Here is a 14,685-nt window from a genome sequence, read left to right as displayed (position 1 = left end):
TCAAAATATATTAATGATTTCTCGTCAAAGTGTCATTAACAATTCTTGGTGTCACAAAAATAAGTAATTCGCGTTTCGTATCAGTCTTTCTATCATTTCGGAAAAACTTACCCAAATAAGGTAAATCGCCTAAAAAAGGGACTTTAGTTTGCGAGTTAATATTTTCTTGTTCAAAAATACCACCTAACACAACCGTTTCACCATTATCGACCAATACATTAGTATTTATTTCATTTTTATTAATGGTCAATTGACCTGTTGGAGTAGGGTTACTCTGCGAGTCTTTAGTAATATTCAGCTTCAACATAACTTTACCTTCTGGGGTAATACTAGGTGTTACATCTAAACTCAATACCGCATCAACAAATTCAGTTTTTGGTCCATCATTCCCACTAGATGTTGCATAAGGGATACGTTTACCAGATGAAATTTTAGCTGACTGCTTATCAGCTGTCATAACTTTTGGCGTAGATATCACTTCACCATAGCCATCAGCTTGAACTGCTGACAACTCCAAATCCAACATAAAATCAGATAAACTAATCAAACCGAATGCAATCCGGCTTGCACCAGGTGTTACAGCCCCCAAATCTACATTCAAGTTATCCGGGCGTTCGATCTCATATTTCCAACCACCAGTGTCACTATCTTTAGTAGGCTTTCTTAAGTTCCATAAAGTAGTATCACTACCACCAACTAATAAATCGTTATTGCTAGTAATGCCCTGAGATAAAATACCCCACTTAACACCCATTTCTTTTGTAAAATCAGTACTCGCACTCACAATTCGTGCTTCAATCATAACCTGTTTTACTGAAACATCTAATAAATCAATTAATTTACGAATTTTATCTATATTTACGGCAGCATCATTAACAATTAAAGTATTTGTACGTGTATCTGCGACAGCACTCCCGCGTGAGCTCAATAAGCTTTCTAAAGCTAAAGAATCTGAATTAGTTGTTCGGTTTGAACTCGCCGCTTTATTATCGCGAGAGTCCTCTATAAGTTTTAAAATATCCGCAGCTTTTGCATAACTTAGTTTAATATATTCTGTTTGAATTGGAGCCAGTTTAATGCTTTGTGCGATTGCTTTAGCTTCCTCTTCTTCTGACTTAATTAGTTCAGAAACTGGTGCAATCCAGATTACGTTTCCATTTCGGCGTTTATCTAAATTCTTTGTTTTAAGCACAATATCTAAAGCTTGATCCCATGGTACATCCTTAAGGCGTAAAGTAATGTTCCCTTGTACAGTATCAGCTGCAACCATATTTATACTGGTAAAATCAGCCAACAGCTGCAGAACTCGACGCACCTCAATATCTTGAAAATCTAATGAAATTTTATTCCCAGTATAGACCTGGGCTTTAGCTTTCGGAGAAGACTTATCTTCTGGACGCTTCAGACTAATCGTTAATTTATTTTCCGCTTGGTAAGCCATATACTCATAACTACCAGCAGACTGAATGGTGATAACACCATTCCCTTTATCATTATAAGCATCTACACTTGCGACAGGTGTAGCAAAATCGTTGGTATTTAAACGACGAGCTAAATGCGTTGGAATTTTATTTCCCATCGTTCTAATAACAATTTTACTTCCCTGTTGCTGCACATCTACGGGAGTGTTACTACCCAATAGATCAACAACAACTAATCCTTCACCTTGAGCACCGCGCTGGAAACCAATATTTGATACACCTTGCTGTGGTTTTCTGACAACCGTAGCATTACGAGCAGCATTTACTGGTTGAACTGCATTTATTTTAAGAATAAACGTATTCCCTTCAACGCGTGTCGTAAAAGCTCCTGCTTCCTTTAAATTAACAACCAGACGTGAACGCTGATCATCAGCTGCAACATCAATTGTTGATGCTTCATTAGTTGAAACTGGTATTGATGCCTGTTTCAAATTTTGTTGCGTTTTATCAAAATCTAAAATCAATCGAGAAGGTTGTTCTAGTTGATACGCCTGTGGCTGTGGAGGCAAACCGTTAAACATGATACGAATTTCTGTACCTTGATCAGCCAAACTCATTGGAACAATATTCGTCATACTCACTTGTGCAGATGCAGCTTGCATAATTGCAATAGCCACTACACCCATTGAAAATTGACGGAATGCATGATTCATGGTCTTGACTTCCCCAAATAAAGAACTTTTTAACTGCTTTTTCATTGTTATTCCCTTAATCTCACGATACCGGACCAATTAAAACGAGCGTACGCGGTCTCTCAACATAACCTTCTCGCCCATCTGGCACAATTTCAACTAAATCAATTTGTGTTGGGCTAATTTTTACAATACGCCCTTGGTTCATACCCAAATAACTACCAACCTGTACACGCTCAATCTGACCATCTGGTGTTTGAATCAAGGCGATCGTGTCATTTTGCTTACCACGCATACTACCTTTCATATTCAAGGCCTCAAGAGCATAACTCTCTAAAGGTTGTGACTGCCGGTTAAGGTTAGGATAAACACGCTTACCAGCCATAATTTTTAATTCAGCAGCTAATGAACTTGGCATAAACGGACTTTTCAACTGGTGCGATGCGTAATTAAATAATGGTACTGGAGCAAATACAGGAGCAGGTTCGATAGGTAACGGTTGTTGATTACGAATATCAGCCATCTGTTGATTTACAGCATCTATACGAGAATCACATCCAACTAAAACGAGACTAATCAATAGACCGCACAATAATTTATAACTAGTCATTAGTGCTGACCTCCTTGAACTGATGGAGTTGTCGTTGTAGCTGGTTGAGTCATAGATTCTTTCTCAACTTGCTCTTCAGGACTAATATAACGATATGTTTTTGCTTTAATTGAGTAATTAATCACAGGGATATCTGATTTTTTCTGAGAATCTTGCTGCGCCTCAACGATAAAATCATGCAATGTCACAATCCTAGGTAACGCAGCAATCCCTGTTACAAAAGCACCAAACGCATGATAATCACCAGTTGCTTCAATACTAATTGGCTGTTCAATAAAAAACTCTTGCTTTACTTCATTTTCTAAGCGGATATTTTTAAACTTTAATCCAGAGTTCACACCAGTTAAATTAATATCCTCAACTAAACTTGGAATTTCAGTTTCTTTCGGCAATTGTTCAAGTTGCTGATTAAAATTCGCTTCCATTTCTTGTAATTGGGCTTGATATTGTTGCAAATTACGTAATTTAGAGTCTTTTTCCCTAAACTCATTTAACAAACTTTGCTCTTGTGCTTGAGCATTTGCAATACCATCAAGTTGACCTCTAATTACGACAAAATACCCTAGAGCGAGCACTGCCAAAAAAACAAAAATCCAACAGGTAATTTTTACAGAAAGTGGCCACCCTCCATAATTATTCATATCCAATGTATTGAATTGTTGAAAAAATTGCTCTAATGTCATTTTTTTCTTTTTCGAAGCAACAATCTCTTGATCAAATTCGTTTAAATCTTCTTGGCTCATTTCACTACCCCTGATCCTGATGCAACTGCTTCTAAAGTTGGGTCAGCCTCAGCTGTTGTGCCTATTTCTCCCAAATCAACAGTTACCACAAAACTTCCATAGTTTTCTTCAACTCGAGGAACTAAAGAGCTTGCTGTTTTATCTTTTTTATCATCTGCCGCTAAAAAAGAATTCATAAACGCGTTACGATACCAAGGTGAAGCTTCTAGATTTCTTAAAAGCTCAGCAACGGTATTTGGGCTTTCTGCCTTACCCTCAATGGTAAATTTATCACCTGTACGGGTAAATTTTGTCAAATACATTGTAGGTGGTGTTACTCGTACTAGCTCATCAACTAAACGTACTGTAATTGGACGCTGCCCCTGCAATCCTTGAATTAGTTTCATACGCTCAATGATTGCATTACGTCGTTCTTGCAAACCATCTAATGACTTAAGTTGAGTATCTAAATTCTGGTTAGTACTTACAATTAGCTGATTTGCCTGTTCTTGATCATTCAACTTATGATCAAAGTACATCCACCCAGAGAAAACTGATACTACGCCTAATGCTGCTACCCCAGCACAAAATGCAACGAACTGTTTCTTTTTTTGTTCTCTTAGCTCATCACGCCAAGGGAGTAAGTTAATCTTTGCCATTAATCAAAACTCCTCAATGCTAAACCACATGCAACCATCAATGAGGAAGCATCATTTTCAATTTTTTTAATATCAATCTGCGGAGAAAAGCCCATTTGTAAGAATGGATTGGCAATGGTGACGCGATAACCTAGTTTTTGTTGTAACAACTTGGCTAAACCAGGAATATTGGCATTACCACCTGCCAACAAAATATGATCAATCTCATTGAATTGTGATGATGAAAAGAAAAACTGAAGGGAACGAGCCGCTTGTTGAACTACAGCATCTAAAAAGGGTTCGAGCACTTCAGTATCATAGTCGTCAGGCAGTGTTCTTTCTTTTTTCGCACGCCCAGCCTCTTCAAAAGACAAACCGTAACGGCTCTGAACATCTTGGGTTAGCTGTCGACCACCAAATACCTGTTCACGTGTATAGATAATTTTACCTTTCTGCATGACAGATAAGGTGGTCATAGTATGACCAATATCTAAAATACCAACTGTGTTTGCACCCATTGGCAAAGTATCTGCGAATACACTGAAAGCACGTTCCATGGCATAACTTTCAACATCAGCAATTTTTGCAGATAAATTAGCCAGTTCAAGAACTTCTACACGTGTGTCAACATTTTCTGTACGCGTTGCCACTAATAATACATTTACACGATTTGGGTTTGCTAATTTGTCAGATAAGACTTCAAAATCTAGACTTACTTCATCTAATGGGAACGGAATATATTGCTCAGCATCCATACGAATTTGAACTTCTCGTTCATCAGCTGTCATATCTGCATCCATTTCAATGATTTTATTAATCACCATTGAAGTTGGTACAGCTATAGCCACATTCGTCGTACGCGGATTCGCAAGGTTAACGACTCTTTCAAGCGCGTCACCAACGGCTTCTGGATTGAGAATGCTTTTTTCTACGACACTGTTTTCAGGCAGTGGCATCACAGCATAGCTTTCAACCCAATATCTACCGTTCTTTACAGAGAGCTCCAATAACTTAACAGTTGTCGAACTAATATCGACCCCTACTAACCCCTTATTTGGTTTACGATATAACCTGAGCACAGTACATTCCTATTTATTTTTTTATCCCCAAAAATACAACTCACTAATTCGTTTTGGTCTTTAATTGATACGGATACAATATCTCATCTAACAATCCGTAAGGCTAAAGGATATACTGACCATAATTAGTTTGCCATTCGCTCTTATTAAAACTTACTTATTATGAAAAAGCTATCCAGTTCTGGTATTGTTCGTCCATTTTTTTTGATGCTTATTATTATATTAGTCTCACTTCCAATGGGATTTTATGGCATGTATCTCTATCTAGCACCCTCTTTGCCTGATATGAGTTCATTAAAAAAGGCACCTTTACTAAAACCATTGCAAGTTTATACGGCAGATAATAAGTTAATTGCAGAGTATGGCGGCAAACTTTCAATTCCGGTGAAATATGAGCAGATTCCACCAGCATTTATTCATGCATTTCTAGCAGCGGAAGATTCGTCATTTTTTGAGCATAATGGGATTAGTTTTAAGGGCTTGGGGCGAGCACTAACAGAATCTATTACAGGGTCAGATGTACAAACTGGTGGTTCAACCATTACCATGCAGGTGGCAAAAAATTATTATTTGAGTCCAGAACGAACGCTAAAACGCAAACTAACTGAAGTTTTTCTTGCTCGCAAAATTGAGCAAAATCTCACCAAACAAGAAATTCTCAGCTCATACGTCAATAAGATCTTCTTAGGCAAAAATGCTTACGGAATTGCTGCAGCTGCACAAATCTATTACAACAAAAATATTAATCAGCTCACCATTGCACAAATGGCAATGATTGCAGGATTACCGAAAGCACCATCAAAATACAATCCCGTCGTAAATCCAGAACGCGCGCTTGAACGCAGGAATTGGATTTTAGGGCGTATGCTACAACTTGGCTATATTAATCAGAGTCAATATCAAAAAGCTGTTGCTGAGCCAATCAACCTGAATATGATTGATCGCTCTGTCAGTAATGTTTTCCCTTATGTTGGCGAAATGGTTCGTTCAGAATTGGTTGAGAACTTTGGCGAGCAGGCGATTGATTCAGGATATAAGGTATATACGACGATTGATAGTAATCGCCAACGTTACGCCGAACAATCAATTCAAGACGGTTTAGAAGCATACGATCGCCGCCATGGTTGGCGTGGGCCAGAAGCACATGACAAACCTCTTAACCAGTTTGTCCCATATGCAAATACCTATCCAGCACAAGTCATAAAAGTGAATAACAATTCTTTTGATGCTTTGATGCAAGATGGCTCAACAGTTACCGTAAATTGGGCAGGAATGTCATGGGTTCGCCCTTATCGGAATGCGAACAGTGTAGGCGGCGCGATATCCAATGCTTCACAAATCGTTAAAGTGAAAGATATTATTCGATTACGTCCAAATGAAAACAAAACCGTTTGGTCTTTAGTACAAGTTCCTAAAGTTCAGGGTCAATTGATTGCCTTGAATCCAAATGATGGCTCCATAGAAGCTGTTGTTGGTGGCTATAGTTTTTATCAATCTAAGTTTAACCGTGCGTTACAAGGGTGGAGACAACCAGGTTCGACTATTAAACCATTTGTTTATGCATTGGCACTTGAACGTGGTATGACACCTTATAGCATGGTGAACGATAGCCCCATCAGTATTGGTAAATGGTCTCCAAAAAACTCCGATGGACGTTACTTAGGTATGATTCCTCTACGGCGTGCATTATATTTGTCAAGGAATACGGTTTCTGTCCGTTTATTACAAACTGTGGGAATTGAACGCACACGCCAACTATTTATGGATTTTGGGTTACAAGAAGATCAAATTCCTCGTAACTACACAATCGCATTAGGAACACCTCAAGTACTCCCTGTGCAAATGGCTACAGGCTATGCCACTTTTGCAAATGGCGGTTATCGCATTCAGCCCCATTTTATTAAACGAATAGAAGATGCATCAGGCAAAGTAATTTATGAAGCAAATCCAGAATATGCTTGTATCCCTTGTATTAGTGATCCAAATGCCTATACAACAGCCGATGCTATTCAAGAGCAAGATGCTGTAAATGAAATCACCAATCAAACTTTAGATGATGTATCTGCCACATCTGAAACTGTTGCGTCTAACTCTCAAACAGCCGCATCGACAAATAGTAATTATCGCCAAGCTCAACGCATTTTAAAATCTAGCTCAGCTTATGATATGGCTAACATTTTACGTGATGTGATTCAGCATGGTACGGGACGAGCAGCACTTAAAATCGGTCGTGACGATTTAGGCGGGAAAACTGGAACAACCAATGATGCAAAAGATGCATGGTTTGCAGGTTTTAATGGCAAGTTAGTTGCAATCGCTTGGGTTGGTTTCGATCAACCACGCACACTCGGTCGACGTGAATACGGCGGAGTTGCTGCTTTACCAATTTGGACAAATTTCATGGCGAACTCACTTAAAGATACGCCATCGGCTTGGGTACATTTCGATAAAGACGCGAAAGATCCAATTTCATTCGACAAATTACAACTGGAGAAAAATGAAGGGCAAAAAGAATATCGTGCTTCCCCACCGTTGGCACGCCCACTTTATCGCCCTGCTCCTGTTGCACCAACTCGCTCCGCGCAAACTGACTTTTCAGATTTACCAGATACAGCGCTATCTGATGAAGAGCAAATTATTGTTCCAGCGAAAAAACAGCCACCAGCGATGGGAACAGCATCACCTCAAAAAGAACATGATGGTATTGAAAATTTAATTAATAATATTCAATAAATAAATTCAAAAGAAGCCATCAATTTGATGGCTTCTTTCTTTTCTGGAATACATAAATTTGAAAAGCGGCTGTCACTAAGAAATGCTGTTCTTGTTCTAAAATCATTCTTCGTTCAGGATTCGCTTTATAAGCATAAGGTGTCATAGCAATCAAATTTTTTAGCGCTTGTTGATCCAACTCGATTGCACTCTCTACAAGCTGTTGTTGCTGCAATTCAAATTGATCACCTAGCTGTTCTACAAATTTTTCTGGTTCGTGTAAATTTACTTGCTCAAATAAAGCTTCACGCAACCTATAGAGATGTCGAGGTGCAGGTGTCACCACAATCAGATGACCATTCTCTTGAAGAACACGTCTGATCTCTTCTTGTGGAATTGGGCTAAATAAACTAGTACATACATCGATTGAATGATCCTGTACAGGCAATGTTGCACCCGTCCCAACAATCCAAGTGACTTTGGAGTTGAGTTTTGCGGCTCGTTGTACAGCAGTTTTAGCAATATCCACACCTATACAGTGTTGAGTATGCGCTTGCATCGCACTGGTGTAATAACCTTCACCACAACCAATATCTAAAATAGTTTTCGGCTTGAGCGGCTGCAACAGTTCAACAATCGCCTGCTGTAACGGCTGATAAGCACCTGTTTGCAAAAATTCACGACGGGCCAATACCGACTCTGCAGTATCCCCTGGTGTCTTACTATGCTTATGCTGTACCACATGTAGATTGACATAACCTTGTTTGGCGACATCATAATGATGGCCTTTTTCACAACGCCAAGAACGCTCAACCAAATTCAATGATTGGCGACAAACAGGACACATCAATAAATTCATCTATTTTCTCCAAACATAAAAAAAGCTGGTGATCACCAGCTTCTTATTGAATCATGGTTTAACGCAACTTTAAGGTCATTAAGCCTAACACAACAAGGAAAATGGTAATAATCCAAAAACGAATAACAACCTGTGTTTCCTTCCAACCTTGTTTTTCATAATGATGGTGTAAAGGTGCCATCAAGAAAACGCGCTTATTCCGCATTCGCAATGAACCAATTTGTAAAAATACAGAAACGGCTTCCATCACAAAGACACCACCCATAATCGCAAATACGATTTCTTGGCGTACCATCACAGCAATTGTACCCAGCATCGCACCAAGTGCCAAAGCCCCGACATCGCCCATGAATACTTGGGCAGGATGGGCATTATACCAAAGGAATGCCAGACCCGCGCCAACCATGGCGGAACACACCACAACCAATTCAGAGGTATATTTCACATAGGAAATATGCAAATAATTGGCAAACCGAATATCACCTGATAAATAAGCAAATACGCCCAAACCTGCTGCAACCATGACAATTGGCATAATTGCCAATCCATCCAATCCATCCGTCAGATTGACTGCATTTGATGCCCCATTAATCACCAAATAAGTAAAAACAATAAATGCTAGACCAAATGGCACCGCTGAAAGTGGAATAGAGAGATTCTTAAAGAAGGGAATCAGCAAATCTAGCATATTTGCAGTATTCATTGGATTATCTTGTTGTTTTGCAATTAGATATAAAGCAATACCAGCACCTAATGATGCCACAGAAGTCCAAAAGAATTTTTTACGTGCAGGCAAACCAGCATTATCTTTATAACGAACTTTAATCCAGTCATCAGCCCAACCAACAGCACCAAAGACCACCATAACACCCAATACAATCCAAACATAAGGGTTTGATAAATCAGCCCACAATAAAGTACTAATACCGATGGATAGCAGGATTAGAATCCCGCCCATCGTTGGTGTTCCCATCTTCTTCGCATGATTTTCAGGAGCAAATGAGCTTACTGCCTGACCATATTTTAAGGCTTGTAATTTACGGATCATCACAGGCCCTAAAGCCAAGCCAATGGTCAAAGCAGTTAATACACTCAACAAAGAGCGTAATGTTAAATAACGAACCACTTGGAAAGAGCTGTTATAGCCTGCCAATTGTTCAAATAACCATAACAACATTTAAATCTTCTCCATCAAGTCAGCCATCAACGTTTCCATATGGGTATAGCGAGAACCTTTAAATAGGAAACTCATGTGCTGGGGTTGATGTGTCTTTACTAAACTCATTAAAAATGACAAAGCTTGCCCCTGATTCAGAAAAGCTTGTAATTTTTTACCGTATTGTGTGCTTCTTGCACCTTCTTGAGTGGCAGGTGAGAATTCACCCACTGCAACTACAAAATGAATACCTTGCATCGAAACCAAATCTCGACCCAACAAATAATGTTGTTGCGCTGCTGTACTTCCAAGCTCACCAATATCCCCGATTACCATCACTTTAATGCCCGTTTGTTGAGCAAGAACTTCTGCTGCTGCACGCATTGAAGTTGGATTGGCATTATAAGTATCATCAATGAATAAGTGATTTTGGTGTTGAATAAAATTCAGACGCCCTTTGGCACCCTGTGCTTGTTCTAAGCCTTGTATAATATCATCAAGCGCAATCCCAATTGCCAAGGCAAATGCTGTTGCAGCAGTTGCATTTTGCACATTATGTGCACCTGCAAACGGTAGATCTACTGTCCGGATGCCCTGTGGAGTATGTAAATTGAATTTTGCTGATTGAGGATGTAATTCAACCTCTGTCGCAAATACATCGCCACCATCACCAAAACTCAACATTGAATGAGCTTGAGCATTTTCACGAATAGTCGCTGTAAAGTCATCATCAGCGGGAACAATCGATATTCCGTCAGGCAAAATATGTGCATAAATCTCTGACTTGGCACGACAAATTCCTTCACGTCCACCAAATTCACCTAAATGTGCCGTACCAATATTCAAAATTCCAGCCACATGCGGTTGAACCAGATGAGAAGTATAGTCAATTTCACCTTGATGACTCGCACCCAACTCCATCACAGCATATTGATGCTCTGAACGTAACTCAAGTAACATCATCGGGGCACCCAAATCATTATTCAGGTTACCACGCGTAATCAGCGTTGGTGCTAAACGGGATAAAATACTACCCAACATTTCTTTCGTGGTGGTTTTACCACTACTGCCTGTTAATGCAATGACTTTCAACTGTGGATTTTGCTGACGGCGATACGCTCCAAGATGCCCTAACGCCAAACGCGTATCTTTGACGATGAGTTGTGCAATATCTGCATCAATTGGGCGCTCTACAATTGCAATCTCACACCCTTGCGTCGCCACTTGAGCGATAAAGTTATGAGCATCAAAACGCTCACCTTTTAAAGCAAGAAAAGCATCGCCCGCCTCAGCGTGACGAGAGTCAGTCAAAATACGCTTAATTTCGCTTTGTGGAATCTTATGATTATGCCACTCACCTTGAGTCGCTTGTTGTAATTGTTCTGCTGTCCAAGGTTCTAGTGGAACGGTGCTGGTTGTTGAAGTATGCATACGCTTTATTTACCTTTTAACCTTATTGCGCAGGATAAGCTGAATCGACTGAATGGGCTTGTGCATTAATCGCAGACTGTACCTCGACCACATCATCAAACCAGTGACGAACGCCATCCACCTCTTGATAGTTTTCATGACCTTTGCCCGCAATCACCACAATATCGCCTGCTTGAGCTTGAGCAACCACAAACTTAATCGCTTCACGACGATCATGGATTTCATGCACGATATGTTCTGAAAAATCTATTCCCTGCTTCATATCAGCAAAAATCTGTTCAGGATTTTCAGTTCGTGGATTATCCGAGGTGAGAACCACAGGATTAGCATGATCAAGCGCAGCCTGAGTCATTAAAGGACGCTTACCGCGATCGCGATCACCACCGCAGCCAAATACAGCCCATAGTTGTCCAGTGACATGACGTTTCAACGTGGTTAACACCTGAATCAATGCATCAGGTGTATGTGCATAATCAACGACAAATAGACGATCCGTATCTTGAATCACTTGCATGCGCCCTGGGGCACCCTTAAGTTGCGGAACGAACTGCACTAAATCAGCAAGCGAAAAACCAGCATATTCTGCTGCAATCAAGCTTGCTAATAAATTTTCTACATTAAAATGTCCAAGCAATGGGCTTTGCACAGCAAAAGTACCTATTGGACTAATCAATGTAAAACTTGCACCACTCAAGCGATATTGCAAATGATCAATATGATAATCCGCAGAAGTTTGAGTCAAAGAATAAGTCAAAACTTTCGGTTTTGATGGATTCTGTTTTGCAGCAGCTAGCATCACGTTTGCATGTGCATCGTCGATGTTAATTACAACGACTTTTAAAGTGGTAAATTTAAATAATAGCGCCTTAGCTTCTGCATAAGCCTCTAAAGTACCGTGATAATCTAAATGATCACGACTTAAATTACTATAAACTGCAATTTCAAGATCGCAACCATTCAGACGACCTTGTTCCAGACCATGGGAACTCGCCTCAAGTGCAACAAAATTAGCCCCTTGTTTAGCGTAATCATGCAATGCCTGCTGTAATTGCAGCGCATCTAAAGTGGTGTGGGTTGAGGGGGTCAAGTTTGGCAAGATACCATTGCCTGTTGTCCCCATCACTGCACAGCCTTTCGCTTGTGAACTGACTAATTCTGCAATCAGACGTGAAATGGTGGTTTTACCATTGGTGCCGGTGACTGCAATTCCTCGTAATGGCTGTACAGGATCGACCGCTTGTAAATATTGCTGCTGCCATTCACCCATAAGAAAACGCACTTCAGGGCAAACCCACTCGTTCGCAAGCCCTAAACTTGTTTCACTAATAACCGCCAATGCCCCTGCATTCAGCGCATTTTGTGCAAATTGACGGGTTTTTTCAGGTTGGCTATAACTACTTAAAGCAATAAAAATTTGTCCAACTTCAATCTTACGGCTGTCTAGACAAAAGCCTTGAAAAGGCTGAGTGAACCAAGCCGCATCGATACGAATCGGATATATCTGCTGAAAACTAATCGACATAATCTACCTACGGATTGGATTTTATAGAGGTATCAAGTGGTTTATCTAAAGGAACATTCAGTAATCGTAGCGACTCTTGCATAATTCTCGCAAAAACGGGCGCTGCAACGAGACCACCATAATAACGGCCTTGAGGATTTTCAACGACGATAATCATCGCCAGACGAGGATCACTCACTGGAGCAACCCCAGCAAATAAAGCACGATATTCATTACTCGAATAACCTTTACGGTCAGCTCGTAATTTATGTGCTGTACCTGTTTTACCACCAACACGATAACCAGGAATATTGGCCTGCGTAGCTGTACCACCAGGCATAGTAACCTGCTCAAGCATCAATAACACTTGATCTGCAATCTTAGGATCAAGTACTTGCTTACCTTGAGGTGCTTGATCTAATTTTCTTAGACTTAATGGCATCTCCACACCATGGTTTGCGAGCATCGCATAACCTTGTGCAACTTGGAGAATGGTTGCGTTTAAACCATAACCATATGCCATCGTACCCAACTGAGATGGGTTTAACTTATCACCCGAATACAACAGACCAGCGCTCTCACCCGGGAATTTCACATCAGAACGATGCCCAAAACCAACACGACGGAAGAATGAAGGTACTGCATCCTTTGGTAGTGACAATGCGAGTTTTGCTGAACCCACGTTAGATGATTTAACAATAATACCTGTCAGAGTTAATGCACCATAGTTGTGTGTATCACGAATGGTATGCCATCCCAACTTCATTGAACCTGGTGACGTATTAACAATTGTGTTTGGTGTGTATTTGCCACTTTCTAAGGCAGCCGCAACGGTAAATGGCTTCATGGTCGAACCAGGCTCAAACATATCAATTGCGCCACGGTTACGCATTGCATCTTTGTTGGCTAAACCATTTTTATCATTCGGGTTATACGATGGCCAACTGGTCATTGCCAAAATTTCGCCCGTTTTTACATCTACAGCAATAGCGGTTGCCGAACGAGCATTATTTGCGACACCAGCAGCCGTCAATTCACGATACATAATATATTGCAAACGTGAGTCGATACTGAGTGTGACATTTTCACCTGACTCGACTTCTTTAATCACTTCTGAAACTTTAAGACGGTTACCTTTTTTATCCCGAATAATTTTTTGTTCACCATCTACCCCTGACAACTGTTTATTCAGTTGCATTTCTAAACCTTCAACCCCAACCCCTTCACTATTGGTTAAACCAATAATTTGTGCATTCGGCTGCGGTTGCGGATAGTAACGCTTATACGTCTTTTCGGCATAAACCCCTTGAAAGTTTCGCTTGGTAATGAGGTCAGCTTGCTGAGGTGGAATTTCCTTTTGCAATACCAAATAACGTGAACGTGGTCGATCACTCATTTGCTTCTTCAAATCATTACGATCAACACCCACTGCATCTGCCAATTCATCTAAATTTAGATTCTTATCTGGCAACTGACGTTTGAGTTTACGGTTGGTTGGGTCTTTTTGTAGTTCTGCCGTAATGTCATCATACTGTTTTTTAGTCTCCCAATAATCTCTTGGGTCAATCACGATTTTCATAATCGGTGTACTAATCGCCAAAGGCACACCATGGCGATCACTAATCACGCCACGCATCGCTTCTAAGCGTTCGGTACGTAAAATATTGGCATTGGCTTTGTTCTGCAAAAAATCTTTATTGACCACTTGCACATAAAAGGCGCGCGCGACCAAGACAATAAAGCAAAGGAGCACTGTTCCCCAAAGCAAATAAAATCGCCACATATCCAAAGCAAGTGTTGGTCTTTCAGAAATGGACTGCTGTTTTTTTCGTATTGGTTTGCTTCGCTTATCTGCCATACAGCA

At 40.3% G+C, this 14,685-nt stretch carries 10 protein-coding genes and 1 pseudogene; 1 reads left to right on the top strand and 10 read right to left on the bottom strand.

What is annotated here, in order from left to right; all coding sequences use genetic code 11:
• Window positions 1-10: 10 nt before the first annotated feature.
• The 5 genes from pilQ to ACN19N_RS01350 form a co-directional block, all read right to left on the bottom strand.
• A complete protein-coding gene (gene pilQ / locus ACN19N_RS01370; RefSeq protein ID WP_420002342.1) occupies window positions 11-2,134 on the bottom strand; it encodes a type IV pilus secretin PilQ in 2,124 nt (707 codons plus the stop codon).
• A gap of 61 nt (window positions 2,135-2,195) precedes the next feature.
• Window positions 2,196-2,723 carry a pilus assembly protein PilP gene (locus ACN19N_RS01365; RefSeq protein ID WP_241306541.1) on the bottom strand — a complete coding sequence of 176 codons (528 nt, stop codon included), beginning with the start codon at window positions 2,721-2,723 and terminating at the stop codon, window positions 2,196-2,198.
• Window positions 2,723-3,466: a type 4a pilus biogenesis protein PilO gene (locus ACN19N_RS01360; RefSeq protein ID WP_269238646.1), complete on the bottom strand. Its 744-nt coding sequence runs from the start codon at window positions 3,464-3,466 to the stop codon at window positions 2,723-2,725. The genes ACN19N_RS01365 and ACN19N_RS01360 overlap by 1 nt, the downstream gene beginning before the upstream one ends.
• Window positions 3,463-4,104, bottom strand: a complete 642-nt coding sequence (locus ACN19N_RS01355; RefSeq protein ID WP_269229435.1) for a PilN domain-containing protein — start codon at window positions 4,102-4,104, stop codon at window positions 3,463-3,465. Before ACN19N_RS01355 ends, ACN19N_RS01360 begins: the two co-directional genes overlap by 4 nt.
• On the bottom strand, window positions 4,104-5,162 hold the full coding sequence (locus ACN19N_RS01350; protein ID WP_004660139.1) for a pilus assembly protein PilM: 1,059 nt from the start codon (window positions 5,160-5,162) through the stop codon (window positions 4,104-4,106). The genes ACN19N_RS01355 and ACN19N_RS01350 overlap by 1 nt, the downstream gene beginning before the upstream one ends.
• A gap of 162 nt (window positions 5,163-5,324) precedes the next feature.
• Here ACN19N_RS01350 and ponA point away from each other — a divergent pair, with 162 nt between their 5' ends.
• Window positions 5,325-7,895 (top strand): penicillin-binding protein PBP1a, encoded by a 2,571-nt coding sequence (gene ponA, locus ACN19N_RS01345; RefSeq protein WP_420001827.1) that lies wholly within the window; start codon window positions 5,325-5,327, stop codon window positions 7,893-7,895.
• A 19-nt stretch (window positions 7,896-7,914) separates the two neighbouring features.
• Here ponA and ACN19N_RS01340 read toward each other — a convergent pair whose 3' ends face one another.
• The 5 genes and pseudogenes from ACN19N_RS01340 to ftsI form a co-directional block, all read right to left on the bottom strand.
• On the bottom strand, window positions 7,915-8,733 hold the full coding sequence (locus ACN19N_RS01340; protein WP_420001826.1) for a putative RNA methyltransferase: 819 nt from the start codon (window positions 8,731-8,733) through the stop codon (window positions 7,915-7,917).
• Window positions 8,734-8,791: 58 nt separating this feature from the next.
• Window positions 8,792-9,910 (bottom strand): phospho-N-acetylmuramoyl-pentapeptide-transferase, encoded by a 1,119-nt coding sequence (mraY, locus tag ACN19N_RS01335; protein WP_004660135.1) that lies wholly within the window; start codon window positions 9,908-9,910, stop codon window positions 8,792-8,794.
• On the bottom strand, window positions 9,911-11,320 hold the full coding sequence (locus ACN19N_RS01330; RefSeq protein ID WP_420001825.1) for a UDP-N-acetylmuramoyl-tripeptide--D-alanyl-D-alanine ligase: 1,410 nt from the start codon (window positions 11,318-11,320) through the stop codon (window positions 9,911-9,913). It abuts the gene before it with no gap.
• A gap of 22 nt (window positions 11,321-11,342) precedes the next feature.
• Window positions 11,343-12,842: a UDP-N-acetylmuramoyl-L-alanyl-D-glutamate--2,6-diaminopimelate ligase gene (locus tag ACN19N_RS01325; protein WP_269229431.1), complete on the bottom strand. Its 1,500-nt coding sequence runs from the start codon at window positions 12,840-12,842 to the stop codon at window positions 11,343-11,345.
• Between the two features lie 3 nt (window positions 12,843-12,845).
• Window positions 12,846-14,679 (bottom strand): annotated as a pseudogene (ftsI, locus tag ACN19N_RS01320) (penicillin-binding protein PBP3).
• Window positions 14,680-14,685 lie beyond the last annotated feature (6 nt).

The organism is Acinetobacter sp. LF10, from assembly GCF_048585715.1.
Lineage (GTDB): Bacteria > Pseudomonadota > Gammaproteobacteria > Pseudomonadales > Moraxellaceae > Acinetobacter.
Note: the sequence above shows the minus strand (reverse complement) of the source record. Positions and strands in the feature narration are given on the sequence as shown.